Origin of the sequence: Acinetobacter sp. CE-15 (genome assembly GCF_051059255.1) — a bacterium.
GTDB classification, from domain to species: domain Bacteria; phylum Pseudomonadota; class Gammaproteobacteria; order Pseudomonadales; family Moraxellaceae; genus Acinetobacter; species Acinetobacter guillouiae.
Map to the genome: position 1 here is coordinate 2,076,985 of NZ_CP192737.1, position 23,115 is coordinate 2,100,099.

Genomic DNA, 23,115 nt, shown 5'->3' on the forward strand with positions numbered 1-23,115 from the left:
GATTTAAATGACCACATCTGAAGACAACCATCTTCCAAAACATGTTGCCATCATCATGGATGGCAACAATCGTTTTGCAAAAAAGAAACAACTGCAAAAAGGTGATGGACACCGTGAAGGTAAAAATGTCCTTGATCCGATTGTAGAGCATTGCCGTAAAGTTGGCGTTCAGGCGCTTACTGTGTTTGCTTTCTCAAGTGAAAACTGGAACCGACCGCAGTATGAAGTTGATTTGTTAATGAAATTGTTAGAAGACACAATTCATGAACAAATTCCACGGATGGAAAAATTCGAAATTTCGTTGAGATTTATTGGTGATCGTAGTCGGCTTTCTCCAGAGCTACGTGAATTAATGTTGCATGCTGAACAAATGACTGCTAAGTTCAGTAACATGACTTTAACAATTGCGATTAGTTATGGTGGTATGTGGGATATCGCAGATACTGCACGTAAACTTGCGCAACAGGTTAAAGATCAACAAATTGATGTGAATCAAATCAATACTGAGTTATTTGCACAACAAATAAGTTTGGGGGATTTGCCACCCGTGGATTTATTGATTCGTACAGGCGGTGATTACCGACTGTCTAATTTCTTACTGTGGCAGGCTGCATACGCTGAGTTATATTTTACTGAGACATTATGGCCAGAATTTACAGTGCAAGAGTTGGATCATGCGTTCAATATTTTTTCAGGGCGTGAAAGACGTTTCGGAAAAACCTCTGAACAAATTCAACAAGAACATATAGAGAATTTATAATGTTAGAGCGGATTATAACCGCATTGGTATTGGTGGCAGTTGTACTGAGTTGTATGTTTGCAACAAAATCTCAATATCCAATGTTAGTGTTAATGATTATCGCAGCTGGGGCAGCAGGTTATGAGTGGTTTAAACTCATGCCACATGAATCTGACCATGTGAAGAAAATTAAAGCTGCTGGATTCGGTGTATTGACCGCTTTTTTTTCAGGGTTAGCATTATATTTTAATGATTTGGCGCTTATTCTTTGGAGTGCCTCTATTCTCACTTGGTTGTGTAGTCTGTATTGGGTAAAACATTATCCTGAATATGATGGCTGGTACAATATCACTTTAAATATTGTTGGCTTGGTTTTAATCAGTGCCGCAGTTACCGCTATTTTTGAAGTTTGGAAAAGCTCTCCTTGGTGGTTGATGTACCTGTTCCTGTTGGTTTGGGGCGCGGACAGTGGTGCATATTTTGTTGGGCGTAAATTTGGTAAGCGTAAACTTGCGCCAGATGTGAGTCCAAACAAATCAATCGAAGGCTTAATTGGTGGGATTGTCACTGTTGCGATTGTGATCATCGTGGTTCAATCGATTTACCTACATTTAACGCTTCCACAACATATTCTTTTCCTAGTTTTGTCTATTGTGACTGTGTTTAGCTCTGTGCTTGGCGACTTGTTTGAATCTATGATCAAACGTCGTGCAGGAATTAAAGACTCAGGTCGTATCCTTCCAGGACATGGTGGGGTGCTTGATCGTATAGATTCATTGCTTGCTGCGGCTCCGTTTTTTGCGGCTGGCATGTATGTTTTAAAACTTATTGGTGTAGATTTATAGATGTCACAATCTGTTTGTATATTAGGTGTTACAGGTTCTATTGGGCGCAGTACTTTAAAAATTTTACAACAGCATTCGGACCAGTATTCAGTTTTTGCAGTGACTGGATTTAGTCGAATCAAAGAACTCAGTGAAATATGCAAACAATATCGACCGAAATGTGTTGTTGTACCATCGGATAAAGTAGATGAGTTACAACAGCTACTTGCTATACATCATATTTTTGATATCGAAATCCTTACAGATGAGGCAGGGCTTATCACCGTATCGGAACATCCTGATGTAGATGTGGTGATGGCAGCAATTGTTGGTGCAGCAGGATTGTTGCCGACTTTAGCCGCAGTGAAAGCAGGTAAGCGCGTTTTACTTGCCAATAAAGAAGCCTTGGTGATGTCTGGCGATATTATGCTTCAAGCAGCTAAAGATCATCATGCTTTGTTACTGCCTGTCGACTCTGAACATAATGCTATTTTCCAATGTCTTCCGCAAAATTATTTACAGATTCAACCCAATGGTGAGCCTCAATTGGGGGTCAAGCAAGTTTTGTTGACTGCTTCAGGCGGCCCATTTTTAAACTTTAGTTTAGAACAATTAAAAACCGTAACACCTGCACAAGCCTGTAAACATCCAAATTGGTCGATGGGACAAAAAATCTCGGTAGATTCTGCAACCCTGATGAATAAAGGTTTAGAATTGATCGAAGCATGTCATTTATTTTCAATTAAAGAACAATTTGTTACAGTTGTTGTTCATCCACAAAGTATCATTCATTCAATGGTTCAATATGTGGATGGTTCAACTTTGGCTCAAATGGGTAATCCTGATATGTGTACGCCGATTGCGCATGCACTTGCATGGCCTGAGCGGATTCAAACACATGTCTCGCCTCTGGATTTATTTGTCCATTCACAACTCGACTTTCAAGCACCAGATATTACGCGTTTTCCATCGCTTAAACTGGCTCGGCATGCTATGCAGGCGGGCGGATTGGCACCGTCTATTCTCAATGCTGCCAATGAAATTGCTGTGAGTGCTTTTTTACAGCAAAAAATTGCATTTTTACAAATTTCACAAGTGGTTGAACATACCTTAAATCACGTTCAAAATGGTTTGGCAGATTCGATTGACACGATTTTGCAGACAGATCAACTTGCGCGCCAAGTTGCTTCACAACGCATTACACAATTGGGAAGCTGATCATGAGTGTTCTATTTATCATTGTTGCTGCCATATTCTTACTTGGTCCGCTGATTGCGATTCATGAATTTGGGCATTATTGGGTTGCACGTAAACTCGGTGTAAAAGTACTGGTTTATTCGATTGGTTTTGGTCCAACTTTGTTGAAGTGGACATCGAAAAAATCAGGTATCCAATATCAACTTTCTGCATTACCACTGGGTGGTTATGTCAAGATGTTGGATGAGCGTGAGGGGAATGTTAGTGCGGAAGATTTGCCGTTAGCATTTAACCGTCAGCCACCATGGAAGCGTATTGCGATTGTTGCTGCAGGTCCATTGATCAATTTGATTTTTGCAATCGTCCTATTTTGGATTCTATTTCTGCCTGCACAAGAGCAATTAAATACTCGTGTTGGTGCAGTTCTACCCAATACACCAGCTGCAACAGCTCAAATGCAAATTGGCGATAAAATTGTTGCTGTAGATGGAACAGATGTCAGCACTTGGGAAAAACTCAACTATGCCATCGTTGATCGTGTTGGTGAAACAGGTCATATCGATGTTCAGGTTGAGCGCAATGGTCAGCCGCAGAGTTTTGCTTTACCAATCAAGAATTTCTTAAAAGACCAAAGTCAGTCACCATTTGATGTACTAGGTTTTACCCCATATCGTCCACAGATTCCTGCAACTGTTTATAAGTTAAGTAGTGATGGCGCTGCGATTCGTCAAGGGATGAAAGAAGGTGACCAAATCATTTCAATCAATCAGGTGAAAATGAAAGATTGGTTTGATGTGGTGGATGTGGTACAAAAATCACCTGAAAAGTTACTTAAAGTTGATGTGTTGCGTCAAGGGCAAATTGTACATTTACAAGTAATGCCGCAAGGTAAACGCGACAATATGGGAAATGTAACAGGTATGTTGGGTGTGCAAGCACAGACTGATAAACTGACAATTCCTACTGAATATAAACAAACAATTCAATATAATCCTGCTGAAGCTTTTGTTGTTGCTGTTGAAAAGACCGGGCAACTTTCAGCAATGATTTTGAATTCAATGGTGAAGATGGTACGTGGTTTAATTGGCTTAGATAATTTATCAGGTCCAATTACCATTGCAAAAGTCGCTGGTCAAAGTGCTGAAATGGGGTGGCAAACATTCATTTCATTTATGGCTTTGATGAGTGTGAGTTTGGGGATTTTAAATTTATTGCCTATCCCGATGTTAGATGGCGGTCATTTGGTTTATTACATTGTTGAAGCAATTCGTGGTAAACCTGTTTCTGAACAAATACAATTGGTTGGGTTAAAAATTGGTATGGTACTGCTTGGTAGCATGATGCTTCTTGCAATATTTAATGATTTTATGCGTTTATAACGCAATTGTGGATTAACTTACTGGAAAATAATAGGCATGCAGCACTCACATTTATTTATGCCATTAGCGCTCGTTAGTGCGATGGCAGCTGTACAGCAAGTACAAGCGGCAGATGAGTTCATTGCACGTGATATCCGTGTGGATGGCTTGGTTCGTTTAACGCAACAAAATGTTCTTGCACTTTTACCAATAAATAGTGGTGACCGTGTCAATGATCCTGCAATTGCGGATTCAATTCGTGCTTTGTACGCTTCAAATCTATTTGATGATATCCAAGCATCTAACCAAGACGGTGTCTTGGTGTTTAAAGTGATTGAACGTCCAGTAATTTCAAAAATTAATTTTAAAGGCAATAAACTAATTCCGAAAGAAGCTTTGACGGATGGTTTAAAGAAAATGGGCTTGGCCGAAGGCGAAGTGCTTAAAAAGTCTGCCTTACAAACCTTAGAAACTGAGTTAGAGCAACAATATGCTCAACAAGGTCGTTATGATGCAGATATTAAAGTTGAACAAGTTGCTCAACCTAATAACCGCGTTGAATTGAATATCAATTTTAATGAAGGTAAGCCTGCAAAAGTCTTTGATATCAATATTATTGGTAATACCGTATTTAAAGAAGACGACATTAAACAGGCGTTTGCGGTAAAAGAGAGTGGCTGGTTATCGGTTATTTCTCGAAATGACCGTTATGCACGTGAAAAAATGTCAGCAAGTCTAGAGTCATTGCGTGCGCTATATCTCAATAAAGGTTATATCAATTTTGATATTAACAGTTCAAATTTAAATCTTAGTGAAGATAAAAAACATATCTTTATTGAAGTTTCAGTCAACGAAGGCGAGCAGTTTAAATTTGGCGAAACTAAATTTTTAGGTGATGCACTTTATAAAACTGAAGATTTAAAAGCGCTACAAATCTATAAAGATGGCACAACGTATTCTCAAGAAAAAGTCAATGCTGTAAAGCAGTTATTACTTCGTAAATATGGTAATGCGGGTTACTACTATGCAGAAGTAAATGTCGTCCCTGAAATCAATAATGAAACCCATATTGTTGACTTAAATTACTATATTAATCCTGGTCAACAAGTGACTGTACGTCGTATTAACTTTACTGGTAATACTAAAACTGCGGATGAAGTATTACGTCGTGAAATGCGTCAAATGGAAGGTGCTTTAGCAAGTAACGAAAAAATCGACTTGTCTAAAGTTCGTTTAGAACGTACTGGTTTCTTTAGTAAAGTTGATGTTAAACCTGTTCGTGTACCGAACTTGCCAGATCAAATGGACTTGAATATTGATGTTGAAGAACAACATTCTGGTACCAGTACATTGGCTGTAGGTTATTCTCAGAATGGTGGTATCACATTCCAAGCAGGTTTAAGCCAAACCAACTTTATGGGTACCGGTAATCGTGTTTCTATCGATTTATCTCGTTCAGAAACCCAAGATTATTATAACTTAAGTGTGACTGACCCATACTTTACCATTGATGGTGTAAGTCGTGGTTATAACATGTACTACCGTAAAACCAAGTTAAATAATGATTATAACGTTAACAACTATGTAACGGACAGTATCGGTGGTGGTGTTACATTTGGTTATCCAATTGATGAAAACCAAAACATTAGTGCAGGTTTAAACGTTGACCAAACTAAAGTAACTACTGGTGCTTATGTTTCAACCTATGTACGTGATTACTTAAAAGCCCATGGTGGTAAAACTATTGGTACAAGTACATATTGTGATGGTGAGTGGAAAGCACTAGATTCTACAAAACCAGATGATCTTTCATGTGTTGATTCAGCAGGAAAGGTTAAAGATTTAACACCATTTGATTCTGAGTTTGAAGGTAAGTTCTTAACTTATAATTTAAATTTGGGTTGGTCATATAATACATTGAACCGTCCAATTTTCCCTACTAACGGTACCTCACATCGTGTCAATGCTGAAATTGCATTGCCAGGTAGTGATGTTGAATATCAAAAAGTTACTTACGATGCACAGACTTATTTCCCATTAGGCCGTGATTTCGTATTACGTGGCTATGGTAAGTTAGGTTATGGTAATGATTTACCATTCTATAAAAACTTCTATGCGGGTGGTTTTGGTTCAGTCCGTGGTTATGACAACAGTACATTGGGTCCAAAATACCCTGGTGTGACCTATAACGAAAGAAAAACCAAAGACTATGACCCTGAAGAAGTTGGTGGTAATGCTTTAGTACAATTCGGTACAGAATTGGCTCTACCTGTTCCATTTAAGGGTGATTGGGCGCGTCAGATCCGTCCGGTGATCTTTGCTGAGGGCGCACAAGTCTTTGATACAGACTGTAGCACAGCGACTGGTGATCTTTATCTAGATGGTTCAAAAACACCAATTAATGCAAAACAGTACTGTAAAGACAATAATGATTTTGACTTTGGTAACATGCGTTATAGTGTTGGTGTAGGCTTTACTTGGATTACCATGATTGGCCCACTTTCGTTGAGCTATGCATTCCCATTGAATGACAAACCGGGCGATGAAACTAAAAATATTCAATTCGAGATTGGTCGTACTTTCTAAGTGCGATCTTTTTACGAGATTTAACTTAATATAAGGAACAATGATGAAAACAATGAAAATGGCCATTATGGGCTTAGGCTTGGGTTTTGCTGGATTGGTTCAAGCGGCAGGTTTTGGTGTAGTTGATCTAGAAAAAGTTGTAGAAAGTAGCACCTACTTAAAGCAACAGAATGCAAGTTTAGAACAATCGGTTAAACCGCAAACCACTAAGCTTGAACAAATCACCAAAGATATTGAAGCGTTGAAACAAAAAGCACAGGCCCAAGGTGCAAATGTTCAGCAAATTAATGCGCAATACCAAGCAAAAGTGAATGAATTCCAAACGATTCAGCAAGGTGTTCAGGCGAAAGTACAGAGCACAATTCAAAACACCAATGCAACTTTTGAGGCTCGTGTAAAGCAAGCTGCTGAACAATTGCGCCAAGAAGCTGGATTAGACTTTGTTTTGAATAAAAATTCAGCACTTGCTTATGACGCAAAGAGTGATTTAACTGCTAAAATAATCCAAAAGGTTAATGCAATTAAATAATCAATGAAATCAAATCGTTTTCATCTCGATGAATTAGCTCAGCTTGTACAAGGTGAGCTAATTGGTCAAGCCAATTTTGTTTTAGATGGGCTTGCAAGTTTAGAACACGCGCAATCCAATCATATTTCTTTTGTAAATAACGACAAATATTTGAATGAAGCTCAAAATTCTAAAGCTGGCGCTTTGATCGTCACGGCGGAGTTAAAAGAACAGCTTACAAATTGCCAGAATTTTATTGTTGTTGCCAATCCCTATCTCGCTTTTGCGATTTTAACCCATCAATTTGAAGTTAAAGTAACTAAACGGGGTATCGAAAGTACCGCGCAAATCTCTCCTTCAGCAATTATTGCAGATGATGCTTATATTGGTCATTATGTTGTGATTGGTGATGATTGTGTGGTGGGTGCAAATACAGTTATCCAATCGCACAGCAAAATTGATGATGGTGTTGAAATTGGCAAAGACGGTTTTGTCGATTCTCATGTGACTATTACAGGCCAAACAAAAATTGCAGATCGTGTTCGGATTCATTCCAATACTGCAATTGGTGGAGAGGGCTTCGGTTTTGCACCTTATCAAGGAAAGTGGAATCGTATTGCTCAATTGGGTTCTGTACGTATCGGAAATGATGTACGTATAGGTTCAAATTGTAGTATTGATCGTGGTGCTTTGGACGATACAATCATTCATGACGGTGTCATTATTGATAACCTTGTGCAAATCGCCCATAACGTGCAAATTGGCGAAAATACTGCCATTGCAGCCAAGTGTGGTATCGCGGGTAGTACGATTATTGGCAAAAACTGTGTTCTTGCAGGTGCTGTTGGCATCGTAGGGCATATAAAAATCACAGATAATGTCACAATTACTGGAATGTCAATAGTCACAAAAAGTATTTCTGAAGCAGGTTCTTATTCTTCAGGTACTGGACAGTTTGAAACAAATCATTGGAAAAGAACGGTTGTGCGCTTAAGACAATTAGCAGATGTGCCATTGACCAAACTGGTGAAACAAATAGATCATATGCAGGCTCAAATTGAGTCCATTGAATCAACTTTAAAGTCGCGTAAATAATTATGACTGAGTCTAAATCTCTACCTTTTACGGTTCCTGAATTACCAATGCAAACCCAAACGATTCGCGAGTATTTGCCACATCGTTATCCATTTTTGCTTGTCGATCGTGTAACTGAAGTTACAGAGAATGGGATTGTAGGATACAAAAACGTTTCAATTAATGAAGAATTTATGCAAGGTCATTTCCCTGGCTATCCAATTATGCCGGGTGTTTTGATCGTTGAGGCGATGGCACAAGTTTCTGGTGTGCTTGGTTTTATCATGAATAATGAAAAGCCAAGACCAGGTTCCTTGTTCTTATTCGCTGGTGCTGAAAAAATACGATTTAAAAAACAAGTCGTACCAGGTGACCAACTCGTGCTAAAATCTGAATTACTCATGCAAAAACGTGGCATTTACAAGTATTTATGTACTGCCAGTGTTGACGGCGTGGTAGCAGCAACCGCTGAAATTATCATTTCTCATCAGAAATTAGAGCAGGCATGAGCAGTAACGACTTAATCCACCCAACCGCTATTATTGACTCTTCTGCAGTGATAGCACCAGATGTCCAAATAGGGCCATATTGTATTATTGGTCCACAAGTGACGATTGGTGCTGGTACCAAACTTCACTCACATGTTGTGATTGGAGGCTATACACGTATTGGTGAAAATAACGATATTTTCCAATTCGCAAGTGTAGGTGAAATTTGTCAAGATTTAAAATACCAAGGTGAAGAAACTTGGTTAGAAATTGGCGACAACAACAAAATCCGTGAACATTGCAGCTTACATCGTGGCACTGTTCAAGATCGAGGCCTAACCAAAATAGGAAGCAATAACCTATTGATGGTGAATACGCATATTGCACATGATTGTTTGATTGGAAATAACAATATTTTTGCAAATAATGTCGGCATCGCTGGCCATGTTCACATTGGCGATTTCGTCATTGTGGGCGGGAACTCAGGTATCCATCAATTCTGTAAGATTGATTCTTATAGTATGATTGGTGGTGCATCACTGATTCTTAAAGATGTTCCTGCTTATGTCATGGTTTCAGGCAACCCTGCGCATGCCTATGGTATGAACGTTGAAGGGATGCGTCGTAAAGGTTGGTCTAAGAATGTGATTCAAGGCTTAAGAGAGTCGTTTAAATTGATCTATAAAGAGAATTTAACCACTGAACAAGCCATTGAAAAAATTCGTCAAGAGATCCTTCCAGAAGTTGAAGAAGTCCAGTTATTGATTGATTCAGTATTAGAATCTAAGCGCGGTATCGTGCGTTAATTGTTAAAAATATCAATAAAAAATGCCTCTATTGAGGCATTTTTTTTGGTCTAAATTGTGAATAAGCGGATTAACCTTTTTTGAAAAAACCTGCTTCTTCTGATTTAGGGTAGGTGCTTAACAGTTTGCTTTTATAGACATTTGCAGTTTGTGTATTCTTGTTAACATCTTTGGCAATACTATAAAGTTGGTATAAAGCACGCGGTGCTTTAGACGAGTTTGGAAATTTAGCTGCCACGATTTCATAGTTTTTCTTGGCTTCATTATAGTTTGGTGGATCAATTGCCAATTGAAACTCAGCTAACCAAAAATAAGCATTTCCAGTATAAATACTGTTTGGGTAGTTTTTAATAAAGTTTTGCATAGGAGCGATGGCTTGTTTTGCACCGCCTTTTTTATAGGCATCTAAAGCAATGGTATAAGCTGCTTTTTCCAGTGCAACAGGATCACTGGTATTGTTACTGCTGTTGGCTGGTGTTGCTGGATTTTGAGCCGTTGTTGGTGCCGGGCTATTCGTTGTAGCTTTGCTTGCAGTGCTTGTTTGATCGGTTGCGGTTGAACTATCGACAGGTGCATTTTCAGCAGGTGCTTGTTCTGGTTGATTACTTTCAGGTTCAAGTTTCTGATTGAGCAGTTCAAGACGCTGATCTAAATCGGTATAGCGGTTGGTAAGTTCTTTGTTTAGTTGATCAATGGCATGATCTTGTTCTTCAATCTTGCCACGTAATTCACGAATTTGATTTTCTAATTGTTGATTCTTTTGTATTAAATCCCAATTCATATTTCCAGCAATAGGTGCTGGTGAATTTGCTACATCATTTCGAGATGATGCAGTATCACTTAATCCACGAGATTCTATAGGGATTGCATATAAAGATGCTGAACTGAGTAAAGCAATAGAAAACAGGGCATGCTTTTTTAGCATAATTTAAAATCCATCAAAGTCAAAATTTTTCAAATAGACTGATATGGGCTATTTGAAAATCAATAATTGTTATCATTAAAAACGGCTAGGGGCGGAATTGCAAGATGCTTTTACAATCTTCAGCTAATTCTAATGCAATATGAAGCTTTTTTGTATTTTAACACCTGCAATCTATGAAGTAGCGCTGAGATAAAATTCAGTAGGATATTGACTGATACTTGATAATTTTAATGGGCTATTGAAAAGAAAGTTAGAATTGCTGTTAAAAATTAACCATATTGATGATGAAATAAGCAAACGAATGAATAACTTGAGAAAATCACAATGTTTGGCTTGAAAGAAAATAAAAAATCTCTATACTCTGTTCTTGCAATGGCAGCCCTGCTGGTGGTTTCGCAATTGTACTCTGAAAACCCCGCCAGGACCGGAAGGTAGCAACGGTATCAGAAATACGATGTGCCGAAATTTTGCTAGTAGGGCTGCCACCAGATTTCTAAATCTACCAATAATAATAACTCAAGAGATCCATTCGATTTATATCCTACATTTTAAAACCATCTCTGCTATTTAATTCCTGAAAATTTTATATTCTCAATCTTTAGACCATCTGATTTAATTCAATCATCATTTTTTAGTCGTGACTAAAGATCTATCATCCTTATTGAGCTTATATTGAAAATACGCGTATAGTTTTACGGATGAATGAAATAATAGTTTGTACAGTGCTAAAAGATATTGGATCTGCTTAGAATTTATAAGAAATCAAAAGTGAGAAGAGAATTCTATCAATAGATTTTCAGCCTAAGATTCTCAACCTACCGTTTAATGAAAAGTTGATCTTGAATTGTATCGACTGACCATCATCAATCATCATTTGGTTTTTTTGAAATTGCTTTCATAATCGCATCCATTTCAAAACCACGATATTGTAAAAAGCGAATTTGTTTGGCTTTAATTTTTGGATCTTTGCTGACCTCTGTACCATATTTTTTAACTTTCAATTGATAGGCTTGTTCATACCAATCAATTTCTGCAATATCCTCTTGTACTAAGGCTCTATCCAGTTGTTTTGCGCGTAAAGCCAGTTTGATTCGATTCGGGCCTTTACCTCTACGGACTTGGCTACGTACAGTCATTTCTGCCACACGTTGGTCACTTTGGTAGTTATTCGCTGACAACTCATCAACCAAAGTTAAAACCTCCTCTCGGCTCTGCGCATAGGTCATCAGCTTTTCAATTAGATCAGCTTTGGAATATTCTTTTCGAGTCAACACCGCAAAAGCATAAGAACGCAAACGTGTACCGGTTAAGCCCTGTGGTTTGGGTGCAAGATCCTGTTCCGCATTAAAGGCGTGCTCATCATTTGCAATGCCAGATTCAGGTTCTGCAGGTTGAGATGTAGAATGCTGATATTCTGTCGTTTCCTGTTCACCAAATTGCTGTTTGAGTTTTTGGTAATCTAACAATTTGGGAAATTTTGCTTGGCTCATAGCTATTGATAACAATCTATTTATTTCAGAGATAAACGCTAGTTTAGCTTTAATTCATTTTTTTAACAGTGCAAATGCTATACGGATGAATTTTCCTCCGCCTAAATATCAAAGAATCTAAACCAGTATAAGAGGGGAAGATAAACAGATATCAGGGTTTAGATTTTTTATTTAAAGCGCTTCATGTCGAAGCTTAATAACGCCTAAACTGGCTTACCGATACTGTCCGTTTCTATTTGATCAATGATTCGAATTGATTTAGGGCGAGGGTAGCGAGGGGGATTTTTAAGTAATTCGCTATGTCGTAATGGTGCAACTGATGGACAAGTCTATACATGAGCAATTGATAAAACCCCTTCATTAATTTCGATTCAAATGCTACGAAATTGTTGTCTCAAACTCATCTTTGATAGGTCCTTTTTTAAATCATAGATCAACATAAAATTCCCCTCATCCTAGCCTTCTCCCGAGGGGAGAAGGGACTTTCAATATCAATATGATTGATTCGAAATGGTCATATTTTGGTTTATCAAATAAGATCTATTAGAGTTTATGATCCGGTATAAAAACAAAAAGCACCATGAGGTGCTTTTTGTGGAGCTTTAAATATGTGGATTACACATCTAAAAAGTCAGGCTCTTCTTCTTTCTCTTCTGCTGGTGCGGCATTAGCAGTAGTCAAAAGCTTTTCACGAATCATACGATCAAGATCTTGAGCCAATTGAGGGTTTTCCTCTAAATGTCGAATGACATTATTTTTACCTTGACCGATTTTGTCGCCTTGATATGAGTACCAAGCACCTGCTTTTTGTACAAGTTCTTGTCCAACTGCAAGATCAACCAATTCACCTAAGTGATTTACACCTTTACCATACATAATTTGGAAAAGTGCTTCACGGAAAGGAGGCGCCATTTTGTTTTTCACAACTTTGACTTTGGTTTCAGAACCTACAATTTCATCGCCTTCTTTAACTTGTCCAATACGACGAATATCTAAGCGTACAGAAGCATAGAACTTCAATGCGTTACCACCAGTTGTGGTTTCAGGGCTACCAAACATCACCCCAATTTTCATACGAATCTGGTTAATGAAGATAACCATACAGTTTGAACGCTTGGCATTACCTGTGATTTTACGTAAAGCTTGGCTCATCAAACGTGCTTGTAGACCCATATGAGAGTCACCCATTTCGCCTTCAATTTCGGCTTTAGGGGTTAACGCTGCTACAGAATCGACAACGATCATATCGACTGCACCTGAACGAACCAACATATCTGCGATTTCAAGTGCTTGCTCACCATTATCTGGCTGTGAAACTAAAAGGTTGTCTATATCTACCCCAAGTTTACGTGCATATTGTGGATCTAAAGCATGTTCCGCATCAATAAAGGCACATGTTCCACCTGCTTTTTGGCATTGCGCAATGGCTTGTAGCGTCATTGTCGTTTTACCAGAAGATTCAGGACCGTAAATTTCAACGATACGACCTTTTGGTAAGCCTCCAATACCCAATGCAATATCAAGTGTTAAAGAGCCTGTAGAGACCGCTTCAACCGCTTGAACAGTGTTATCACCTAAGCGCATCACTGTGTTTTTACCAAATTGCTTCTCAATTTGGCTCAGTGCCGCATTCAGTGCCTTGCTTTTGTTATCATCCATCTCGTAAACCTCAAACGATGTAATATCACTAATATCTTAAGTGGATGTCATTAAATTTGATCTTTCGTCCACGGCAGTAATAGTGACAGAAAATAAAAAATGGTTCTATATTAAAAAACATTAGTACGACATAAGATGTCGTACCCAACCTAAACGAATTCAGTCATCATCATAGGACCAAGATTGGTCAAATTGTTGATCATTTTCTTGTTTAAATTTGCTAATTTGTCGTCGATCTTTTTTACTTGGTCGATGATCAGGGCGCGCTAGATTATGCAATTTTCTTTGGGATGAAATCAACTCTCTACGTGCCACACTCACCTCAGTTTCTTCATAAAGTTGTTGGGCAATCGGTGCGCCGCCACGAACAACGGAGAGTGCTTTAATCACTACCGTTTTACGATCAAAACCTTGTTGTATGGTGAGCTCCATTCCAACACGAATCTCTTTTGAGACTTTAACACGCTCATTATTATGATGAACTTTACCACCCTCGATTGCATCTTTGGCAATAGAGCGTGTTTTAAAAAAACGTGCAGCCCAAAGCCATTTGTCTACACGCATTGTTTCAAGTTGTTGTTTCTCAGGCTGTTTTGACATCGACATCCTTATGTTCTAAATCTATTGACTGTAAATTTGCTAACGCTAAGTTTTTCAGTAATGGTAAAAGCTCAGTTAAATGATTAATTGCAGGGTATTCCAATTCTAATTGATGACGCGCAACACGACCACTGGAAGGTTGGGTAATCGTGATTAAGTGCGCTATACCAAACTTTTCAGCACCTTTTAATACTGGGATGGTGTCATCCACAAAACATGCATTTTGTGGATTAAATGGATGCTTTTGCTGCAGGATTTGCCAAAACTCAATAAACTCTTTGGAATAGCCAATTTCTTCACTACTGATCATTACTTCAAAATAAGGGCTGAGATCAACATTTTCAAGTTTAAGTTTTAAGCCAGCACAATCTGCATTGGTCAGTAACCAACAATGATAACCTTGTGCTTTTAATTGTTTTAATAATTCAAAACAGCCCGTTCTTGGGGTGATTTTATCTTTAAAATCATATTGTAACTGTAGGACATCAACCCCAACTTTTTCAGACCAGTATTTTGAAGAATACCAGCAGAGGGTATGATTATGTTGTTGATAAAATGCATTTAGAATGTTTTGACTGTCCTCTAAACTACATTGGTGGGTTTCTGCATGCCGTTCAGGGAGTTTTGTGTTCCAGATCAGATCATCAAAAGCTAAATCAAGGAGTGTACCGTCCATGTCAAAAAAGATGATCGGTTTTTGCATTCAAGGAACTCCAAAGTTTTTTAAAGTTTAGCAAAATTCATCTGAAATTGTAAAACGAGTTCATTTTTAATAAATTAACTGTATATTAAAGCCCATTAATCACTTTCAAAGTTTAAGAAAGTTATTTAGGTTAAAAGAAAAATTATGTACATATGTGTGTACATAATTTTTTAAATTGCTTTTATAAGTATAAAGTATTTGGACTGAAAAAATCATAGGTAATCCCCCCTAAAAATAATTGAAGTTAAAAGTAGAAAATCGAATAATCCTGTTGAAGGAGATTTTCTATGAAAACATCTAAATATTCAGACAGCCTAATCATGAGTATTTTGAAGCAAGCCGAATCAGGAACCCCTATTCCTAATCTGTGTCGTGAACATGGCATGAGTTCCGCTACATTTTATAAATGGAAAGCGAAGGTCGAATAGAGTTGTTATTATGTTTGGATGTGGTGCTTAATGGGGTTGTGAAAAAAATAAAAGCCCATAAATTGGGCTTTTAATAAAGACTTCACTGTTACCATGATTCTTTTTATCCTACTCAGTGTCAAAAGACCTGTTAGGGGCGGCGTCCTTCGTTCTTTAGGTCTGCTAGGGAGTTACCTTAACGCAAACAGACCAGTTTAAAACTGACCCAACGGCAGGAACCCTGTGCATTGAATCATCAAGCCATCGGGAAGTCCTTGCTCCTGCATCGTGAGTATAAATTGTCAATTGTGATTAATCAATTTGCAGATTCAGTTAATTCAACTTGGACATTCAAAAACGAGTGTGAAATGTGAGTGAAGTCGATTAATGAGCGTGTAAAGAATATTGAAGAGGGATACAGAAAAAATAAAAGCCCATAAACTGAGCTTCTAATAAAGACTTCACTGTTACCATGATTCTTTTATCCTACTCAGTGTCAAAAAAGACCTGTTAGGGGCGGCGTCCTTCATTCTTTCGGTTGCCCACTGGCTGGTTACAGGTTGTGGCAACAGGTTAGCAATGCTATTAAACCCAACGGCACGGACCCTGTGCATTGAATCATCAAGCCATCGGGAAGTCCTCGCCCATGCGTTGACAAGTATAAATTTTCAATTGTGAATAATCAATTTGCAGATTCAGTTAATTCAACTTGGACATTTAAAAAAGAATGTGAAAAGTGAGTGAAGTGGATTTATGATTTTGTAAGGAATGTTGATGAGGGCTGGAAAATATAGGTAATCAATGCTAGTTTGGTTTACTATAAATCAGTAAAGTAAAATTAAAAAAATCATGAAACTAATTTTAATCATTCCACTTGTTTTTACTTTGACAGCTTGTGTTAGCCTGCCTAAAAGCTCTCAAGAGCTTCAAACAAAAAGTACCACTAGATACCAGTTTAATGTAAATAGGGATTTAGATGTTGTTGAAAGAAATTTTGATGAGTTTTTAGATAAATGTTACTACACACTAAATAATGCAAAGATTTATTTAAACCATGCACAAGTTGGGGTAGATCAAGGTTTTGATAAGTCTAAAAATGGTAATCATATCAAGTATTCGATTTATGGTGGGTTATCACCAAAGAATTATGTTTTAGATTTGGATTTGACTAAAGCTACAGATTCGAGCAGTGTAAGAGTCGATGTGGTGGCGGTGACAGGTATGTGGAAAAGGCATTTTCCGAAGTATGAACGGGTTGCTAATGGGGAAAAAGAAAGTTGCCCATGGTAAGAAATAATTAATTTAATCTCTCTTCTAGGGAGGTTTTTTATGACTAAAAATAAATAACAAGTAATTTAGAAAGAAAGACCCACTTAAAAAAGTGGGTCTTTGGGGTGGCGTCCTTCGTTCTTTCGGTTGCCCACTGGCTGGTTACAGGTTCTGGCAACAGGTTAGCAATGCTATTAAACCCAACGGCAGGAACCCTGTGCATTGAATCATCAAGCCATCGGGAAGTCCTTGCTCCTGCATTGTGAGTATAAATTTTCAATTATGATTAATCAATGAGTGGACTTCTTTTGAGTTTGCTAGGTTAAATATTCGATTGAATGTAGATAATCAGATTAGGCAAGTCGTTAGAGAGTGTAAAAGACAAATAGATTTTGCTTTTTATCACGCCAAACTCAGGATATTTATTAGTTAAAAGCTATTGTTTTCATGCACTCAACATAAAAAAATGGTAGGCTTGTGGACAAAAATCAGACATCCTACAGGTCGGATCAATGTTTATTACCACTCAAGCACCACAAGATGAACAAATTTTAAAATTAGTTCCAGTTTTGGCATCTGCAAGTCAAATCTTGCTCGAGGAATACCAAAATTATTGTGCTGGAAATGCGTTTAATATTGATAAAAAGGATGATCAGTCACCTGTTACACAAGCTGACCTAAAAGTGAATGCTTATTTAATTGAACAATTGGCGAAAATCACTCCTGAAATTCCAGTGCTATCAGAAGAGAGCGATTATTCTCAACGACATACATGGAATATCTGCTGGATGTTGGATCCTTTGGATGGAACCAAAGAATTTATTCATGAACGTGATGAATTTACGATTAATTTAAGTCTAATTCACAACCATCAAACCATATTTTCAATCATTGCTGTACCGACAGAGCAAGTGATGTATTTGGGATATTTAACAGAATTGCCTTATAAATATTGCTTTATTCATCGTACTTGGGAACGTTATTGCAAGTTTAAAGCTGTAGAGGAAGATGCAATTCAAATTGGACTAAGCCATAGCAGTAAAAATCCAAAGTATCAGCAATATATTGATTATATTGAACAAGAGTCGCCTGTCATTAGACGAGAGGCGGGCAGTGCCTATAAGTTTTGTATGATGCTTGAAGGCGAAATTGATATTTATCCAAGATTCCATCCTACCTCTGAGTGGGATACCAGTGCAGGACAAGGATTATTGGAAAGTATTGGTGGTGGATTACTGAGTTTAGCTGCGGTTCCATTTACCTATAATCAACGTGATACCGTGTTAAATGATGGATTTATCGCATTTCGGAATGTCGAAAATAAAGAAATTGCTTTAGAAGCATTAAGCAATGTGAGCTTTTAATCTGATATACATATGCATTTTATAGATAATTTAACACTTTGATATTGGGTCTGTTGACAATTCGTCTATGTTTGCGACTACGTGTGTTTTTTAGGCGATACTAGGCACGAAATACGAAATTTAGTCATTCTAAATAAGTAGTTCGTAAGGACGTAACGGCAAAAAACACGCTAGTCCCGAAGGGTTGTGGCTAAAATTATCTCAGCCTTTGTTATGAAACTCGAAAATAGTCTCGCTATTCTCCTCGTTTCCTGCCTTGCCTGCTCAATTTTAACCTACAACGCAAGCCATTTATGAAATGTTAACAGACCCTAGATTGAGCGCTTGGCTGCATATGTTATAGTAAGCTTGTATAAAAATGAGTTTTAAGTTGATATGGCCTTAGATTTATTGCCGAACAGTATGCTAAAAGCAATAGATTTATTGCCCGATGCGAAAACACCTCTAACCTTATTCACGCGTCATTCAATTCGTGAGGTTGTGAATGGGCAGGGGCTGGCAGGTTATGATCTGCAATTAACTTCCCAAGGTCGTGATTTAGCCCAAGCTTGGGGCTGTTATTTGATTGAAAATACGGATCGTGTGATCCAACATTGTATTTCAAGCCCCATTCAGCGTTGTGTCGATACCGCGGCTTTGATGATTCAAGGCGCTGACGGAATTTCTTCTTATCCGAATACCCATCATATCGAAATTGTAGAAAAGGGCTTATTGGTTGAGCCGGGAAGCTTTGTGCTGGATATTAAACAGGCCGCTCCCTATTTTAGAGCACAAGGTGCTTTAGGTTTTATCAACAGTTTTGTAAATAATGCCTTACCTGGTATGAAGCATCCGATTACGGGTGTGGTGGATGTGCTTGAATTAATCTATGAAACACATCCTACGCTAAACAACGGTATTAGTTTGGCTGTGAGCCACGATACGATTCTTGCTGCGATTATTGCGGTGATTTCAAAACGTACCTATATCAGTCAAAGTGATTGGCCTGAGATGATGGAAGGTCTATTTGTTTGGTTTGAAGGCGAGCGTTTTGCAGATAGTCATTTAAAATGGATTTGGCGAGGTGAACGTGGTGAATTGTCGATACGAGAGTTTCAGCAATAATTGGATCAAATACAAGAAGAAGATTAAATAGCAGTGTATTCCTTACACAATGGGCGACATCCATGTCGCCACACGATAGCAATAACATGTAAAAAAAATGTAAAAAGTAAAGTCTTAAGTTAGTAATGCTATTGCTAACACCATGTTGTAAGCAGGCTTGGTGTGATTAAATAACAACCTAAAACTCAATAAATCCATAAAAGTAAAATTTAGAGCAATAATGTCCTTTTTATATTTTTTAAATAAAAATCACATGATTACAAACAATATGATATATTTAAATAATTGAAATATATAATTATTTTAATCTAATCTCAGAAACCAAGGATAGAGATAAGTCGTTATAAATATGGGGAAGATATGTGATGCAATTACGGTTTAAATATTTAACAATTTGTACGCTTTCAGCAATGCTTATCGCATGTGGGGGCGGTAGTGATAGCCATTCAACAAATGATCAGCCATCGAATATACCGCAAAACCCTGGCGATGGTACAAATGAGTTACCTGGAGATGGTACACCAGAAACTCCAGACAACGGTTCAGGTGGATCAACAGAGACACCTCCTGAAAGTGGTTCAGGCGGCTCAAACGGTGGTACAACACAACCTCCTGAGAGTGGTTCGGGCGGTTCAAATGGCGGTACGACTCAGCCTCCAGAGAGTGGTTCAGGTGGCTCAAATGGTGGTACAACACAACCTCCTGAAAATGGTTCGGGCGGTTCAAATGGTGGTACAGGCACAACACCACCTGTAGTAGAAAAATATCCAGAACCAGTTAAAAATAAAATCTCAAGCAGTGTATTAGGCTTTTATGATTTTAATGCACAGGGTGGAAATCGCTTATTGCGCAATGATTTAAATGGTGACTTTGCTGCAATGCTACAGTTTGCCCAAAGCCATGTGGTAAATCCGAAGAATAATGAACAGGATAAAATGCCACGCTTAACAACGCAGAAAGATGCATTGTTATTGGTTACACCGTTGGTTTCAATGGGAGATGTTGATAAATTACAAGCGGAAATTTATCAAGGTAACCAACTGATACGTACCGTAAATCTAAAAGAGCCTTCACGTCTTGCTGCTTCCGATCAATCTAATCAGGATGATCGAGCGCGGGTGATGTACTCTAAACAGGCATGGTCAGTAGCATTAAAGTGGGATGAGGTACGTTCAGGATTATCCATCCGTATTATAGACTCTGTAAACAATCGCAGTGGTTCTTTAGCTGGAACAGATATTGATTTTGCAGCACCAGGCGAGTTGGTGGTACAAAGTATTCGTTTAGGTTTATTGACTGATGCGCCTAAATCCAATGGTCACTATATGCTGTTGGAACCTGAAAAAGCAGGAACCGATTATTTCCAAACCATCCCTGCTGCAAAAATGATTGTCAGCAAATACGATGAAATGAAGCTTAATCGGGTTATGGTTGCAAGTGGCGTCATTTACGATTCTGTTAGTGCAACAAATGGTGGTGTCTATGATGGAGATATGCGTGAAAACACCGCTAAATCGACATTTAGTGTTGGAATTAACTTAGCGAATTGGGGTGTCACCAGTTCATCGATGCAAAGCCAAGAGCAACCACAAGTGACTCAAAGTGTGGTGATTCATCATGCCAGAGGTAAATATGCCAATGGTGAGTCCAATCACGGCTTAAGTGGTGGAAATGGTATTTTGACATTGATCGATTCGGTGGGGAATGAATTTAGCCATGAAATCGGGCATCACTATGGTTTAGGGCATTATCCTGGCTCAGTCGAAACAAGTGGAAGTCCTACAAATTATTTCTGGTCTGCACACCATGCGGATAGCGGCTGGGGATATATTGCATTTCGAAATAAAATGCGTGGCAATTTAAATTGGGGCAATACCAATTTAGGTGATGGCAGTAATGGTGTACCAAACTTCCAAAATCTCTATGCCTATGGTTGGGATGCCATGAGTGGTGGATCTAGCGCTAGCTCAATTTCCAAATATACCCACTATACTGGTTATAGTATGTGGTTAAAAATTCAACCTGCTTTTGATAAATACGTGTGGGATCCAAACTCTACGACAGGTTATAAAAAATGGAATGCAGCAACACGTGAAATGGTTGATGCACAACCCAAAACGCCAAACTCAGGCAATGTTTGGTATAACAGTGCCGATGGTAACTTTTTAAAACCACGGTTGTTTAGTGTGCCTGTTTATACGATTTTAGGTGGCTATGATCCAGTTAATCAGGTGGGGATTATTTATCCTGCGGCACGAGGCAATTGGGGCAATGTCTTTAATCTACCTCAGGCCAACACGGCTGGCACAGCTGCAAGTTGTTGGTTAAATGTGCAGTATGCCAACAAAGTAGAAAATATTGCACTTGCACCACAACGGGTAAATTCAGGTAGCAATGCCAATAAGTTCCATATCAACCTTGCGCAAAGTGATACACCTCAAAATGTTGATCTTTACTGCCAAAAAGCAGGTCAGCAAGCAGTGAAATTGTCGAATATCAATATTCCAGTCACTACACAAGCAATGGCACCTTTTGTTTCTATTGGTAAAGAAGCAGAGTATTCGGCATTAAGAACACTTGAAATGCCACAGCTCGAACAAGCTTTGCTGAATAATAAAGGTAAAGAGGTGGTCAGCCTAGATGCGGATTCACGCTTATTATTTGACTCTTATCGTCAATTTAAAACTGAATTGTCAGCGGACGCGCAAACAGAAATGGTCCGTTATACCCAACAGCAAATTAAACTTTATCGTTTAAATCGTTGGATAAATGCATATCGAACTGATCTTGAAAGTGGCAATGTAGAAGCAATTGAGGCATTTAATCAGTTTGTGGCAAAGTTGGAACTAAGTACTGATTTCAATTTAAACCATGTTTCCAGTATTAAAAATGGGACAAATTGTCTAAAAGTTGAAACACTGGCTAATGGCAAATTGAATGCCTATATCAGTGGTAAGAGTGGCTGTACGGGTGATGACACTGAACAGTGGATCTACGATGCAATGGGTAAAATCCACAGCAAAAAATATATGGATCAGTGTTTAGCCAATCAGGGTGGTGTGATTAATCTAAGCTCATGTAACCATGATGCAGCAAGCCAAGTGTGGGCGATGAATGCCACACTGCAACGTATCGAGCAAGGTTCAAAATGTTTTGATTTGGAATATGGTTATTTAAGCAATAACCGAGCACGTTTGATTAGTTATAATTGCGGTACTGGTGGGAATCAAAAATGGACAAATCTTACTGCCAATAACAGTTTGATTTTGGCTGCAACCCGCGCTGAAAATTTAGCTTTGATCAAGCAACTATTGATCAAGTAAGCAAATCAAACATTAAGTTATCACAATAAAATAAGCGCCATAAGGCGCTTATTTTTGTTCATGTTGATGATTTTACTTAAATGTATCAATGATTGAACTGTTGTTATGCTGGTTTAAGAAAACTGATCCGCATTCATCAAAGAGTGTTGTAAATCTTCAGTGGCTTTACGCCCTTGCAGTTGTAAGGCAACAGCATGTATTAAGCCTGTCCAAGTTTCATTGGGTTCCCAAATTTGATGCATCAACTCTTGTGCGGCTGGCATATCGATATCCATATAATATTGGCGATATAAATACATCAAACAACTCACCCGCATATTTTTTGCACAATGTACCCAAACGATTTTTTCCTGTACCAAATGCGCGATCAAATCTAACACAAATAAGCATTGATCATCTGCTGGTGTATCCCAATGGATTGGAATTTGAATGTAGTTGAGTCCAAACTCAGCACAGATTTTATCTTCATGTTCAAGGTGTAAGATGGCATCTGTAAATGCCAGATTGATGATTGTATCTACGCCGTATTCTTTAATCTGTTTCAGTTGTTCAGCACTCGGCTGACCTGAAGTCAGTAAATGTTCGTGGACAAACTGGAAGTTTGCGATTTGACAGAGTTCTTGTTCAAGTTCGTTCATAGCATTCTTACAGAAAATGTTTAATAACATCATAAACAAAAACGCCATCTATG

The 23,115-nt window shown here is 38.3% G+C and carries 19 protein-coding genes, 1 other RNA gene and 1 pseudogene; 15 read left to right on the top strand and 6 right to left on the bottom strand.

What is annotated here, in order from left to right; genetic code table 11:
• Positions 1 to 7 precede the first annotated feature (7 nt).
• Genes uppS through lpxA form a run of 9 tightly spaced genes read left to right on the top strand, consistent with a single transcriptional unit; the run spans position 8 to position 9,580 of the window.
• Complete coding sequence (gene uppS / locus ACQ7EO_RS09595) at positions 8 to 760, top strand: polyprenyl diphosphate synthase (protein ID WP_434279461.1); 753 nt, start codon at positions 8 to 10, stop codon at positions 758 to 760.
• The gene (locus tag ACQ7EO_RS09600) at positions 760 to 1,584 is read left to right on the top strand and encodes a phosphatidate cytidylyltransferase (RefSeq protein ID WP_004719733.1); all 825 of its coding nucleotides are present in this window, start codon (positions 760 to 762) and stop codon (positions 1,582 to 1,584) included. Before uppS ends, ACQ7EO_RS09600 begins: the two co-directional genes overlap by 1 nt.
• Positions 1,585 to 2,781: a 1-deoxy-D-xylulose-5-phosphate reductoisomerase gene (gene ispC, locus ACQ7EO_RS09605; protein WP_434279462.1), complete on the top strand. Its 1,197-nt coding sequence runs from the start codon at positions 1,585 to 1,587 to the stop codon at positions 2,779 to 2,781.
• A gap of 2 nt (positions 2,782 to 2,783) precedes the next feature.
• Positions 2,784 to 4,139 (top strand): RIP metalloprotease RseP, encoded by a 1,356-nt coding sequence (rseP, locus tag ACQ7EO_RS09610; protein WP_151802364.1) that lies wholly within the window; start codon positions 2,784 to 2,786, stop codon positions 4,137 to 4,139.
• Between the two features lie 36 nt (positions 4,140 to 4,175).
• On the top strand, positions 4,176 to 6,704 hold the full coding sequence (gene bamA / locus ACQ7EO_RS09615; RefSeq protein ID WP_239045481.1) for an outer membrane protein assembly factor BamA: 2,529 nt from the start codon (positions 4,176 to 4,178) through the stop codon (positions 6,702 to 6,704).
• 43 nt (positions 6,705 to 6,747) lie between these two features.
• Positions 6,748 to 7,233: an OmpH family outer membrane protein gene (locus ACQ7EO_RS09620; protein WP_004822135.1), complete on the top strand. Its 486-nt coding sequence runs from the start codon at positions 6,748 to 6,750 to the stop codon at positions 7,231 to 7,233.
• Between the two features lie 3 nt (positions 7,234 to 7,236).
• Positions 7,237 to 8,307 carry a UDP-3-O-(3-hydroxymyristoyl)glucosamine N-acyltransferase gene (gene lpxD, locus ACQ7EO_RS09625; protein WP_004822133.1) on the top strand — a complete coding sequence of 357 codons (1,071 nt, stop codon included), beginning with the start codon at positions 7,237 to 7,239 and terminating at the stop codon, positions 8,305 to 8,307.
• A gap of 2 nt (positions 8,308 to 8,309) precedes the next feature.
• The gene (gene fabZ / locus ACQ7EO_RS09630) at positions 8,310 to 8,795 is read left to right on the top strand and encodes a 3-hydroxyacyl-ACP dehydratase FabZ (protein WP_004719745.1); all 486 of its coding nucleotides are present in this window, start codon (positions 8,310 to 8,312) and stop codon (positions 8,793 to 8,795) included.
• Positions 8,792 to 9,580, top strand: coding sequence for an acyl-ACP--UDP-N-acetylglucosamine O-acyltransferase (gene lpxA / locus ACQ7EO_RS09635; RefSeq protein WP_004822130.1), 789 nt, complete (start codon positions 8,792 to 8,794; stop codon positions 9,578 to 9,580). The genes fabZ and lpxA overlap by 4 nt, the downstream gene beginning before the upstream one ends.
• A 70-nt stretch (positions 9,581 to 9,650) precedes the next feature.
• Here lpxA and ACQ7EO_RS09640 read toward each other — a convergent pair whose 3' ends face one another.
• Positions 9,651 to 10,508 (bottom strand): YbgF trimerization domain-containing protein, encoded by an 858-nt coding sequence (locus tag ACQ7EO_RS09640; RefSeq protein WP_227504240.1) that lies wholly within the window; start codon positions 10,506 to 10,508, stop codon positions 9,651 to 9,653.
• Positions 10,509 to 10,887: 379 nt separating this feature from the next.
• Between ACQ7EO_RS09640 and ffs the strand changes: the two genes are divergently transcribed.
• An RNA gene (gene ffs / locus ACQ7EO_RS09645) (signal recognition particle sRNA small type) lies at positions 10,888 to 10,984 on the top strand.
• A 384-nt stretch (positions 10,985 to 11,368) separates the two neighbouring features.
• Here ffs and ACQ7EO_RS09650 read toward each other — a convergent pair.
• The 4 genes from ACQ7EO_RS09650 to ACQ7EO_RS09665 form a co-directional block, all read right to left on the bottom strand.
• Entirely contained in the window at positions 11,369 to 11,995 is a 627-nt protein-coding gene (locus ACQ7EO_RS09650; RefSeq protein WP_419285849.1) for a regulatory protein RecX, read from the bottom strand.
• Between the two features lie 615 nt (positions 11,996 to 12,610).
• Positions 12,611 to 13,654 (bottom strand): recombinase RecA, encoded by a 1,044-nt coding sequence (gene recA / locus ACQ7EO_RS09655; RefSeq protein ID WP_209826022.1) that lies wholly within the window; start codon positions 13,652 to 13,654, stop codon positions 12,611 to 12,613.
• 159 nt (positions 13,655 to 13,813) lie between these two features.
• Positions 13,814 to 14,254 (bottom strand): RNA-binding S4 domain-containing protein, encoded by a 441-nt coding sequence (locus ACQ7EO_RS09660; RefSeq protein ID WP_004719756.1) that lies wholly within the window; start codon positions 14,252 to 14,254, stop codon positions 13,814 to 13,816.
• Complete coding sequence (locus tag ACQ7EO_RS09665) at positions 14,238 to 14,957, bottom strand: HAD-IA family hydrolase (protein ID WP_434279463.1); 720 nt, start codon at positions 14,955 to 14,957, stop codon at positions 14,238 to 14,240. Before ACQ7EO_RS09665 ends, ACQ7EO_RS09660 begins: the two co-directional genes overlap by 17 nt.
• A 287-nt stretch (positions 14,958 to 15,244) precedes the next feature.
• Between ACQ7EO_RS09665 and ACQ7EO_RS09670 the strand changes: the two are divergent.
• The 5 genes and pseudogenes from ACQ7EO_RS09670 to ACQ7EO_RS09690 all read left to right on the top strand — a co-directional run.
• Positions 15,245 to 15,376: pseudogene (locus tag ACQ7EO_RS09670) on the top strand (transposase); the annotation flags it as partial.
• A gap of 837 nt (positions 15,377 to 16,213) precedes the next feature.
• Positions 16,214 to 16,654 (top strand): hypothetical protein, encoded by a 441-nt coding sequence (locus ACQ7EO_RS09675; RefSeq protein ID WP_224963645.1) that lies wholly within the window; start codon positions 16,214 to 16,216, stop codon positions 16,652 to 16,654.
• Positions 16,655 to 17,145: 491 nt separating this feature from the next.
• Positions 17,146 to 17,997, top strand: a complete 852-nt coding sequence (locus ACQ7EO_RS09680; protein WP_004719760.1) for a 3'(2'),5'-bisphosphate nucleotidase CysQ family protein — start codon at positions 17,146 to 17,148, stop codon at positions 17,995 to 17,997.
• Between the two features lie 375 nt (positions 17,998 to 18,372).
• Positions 18,373 to 19,101 (top strand): histidine phosphatase family protein, encoded by a 729-nt coding sequence (locus tag ACQ7EO_RS09685; RefSeq protein ID WP_434279464.1) that lies wholly within the window; start codon positions 18,373 to 18,375, stop codon positions 19,099 to 19,101.
• 365 nt (positions 19,102 to 19,466) lie between these two features.
• A complete protein-coding gene (locus ACQ7EO_RS09690; protein WP_434279465.1) occupies positions 19,467 to 22,424 on the top strand; it encodes a M66 family metalloprotease in 2,958 nt (985 codons plus the stop codon).
• Between the two features lie 113 nt (positions 22,425 to 22,537).
• On the opposite strand, the gene ACQ7EO_RS09695 is transcribed toward ACQ7EO_RS09690, so the two are convergent.
• On the bottom strand, positions 22,538 to 23,062 hold the full coding sequence (locus ACQ7EO_RS09695; RefSeq protein ID WP_434279466.1) for a protein tyrosine phosphatase family protein: 525 nt from the start codon (positions 23,060 to 23,062) through the stop codon (positions 22,538 to 22,540).
• Between the last annotated feature and the right edge of the window lie 53 nt (positions 23,063 to 23,115).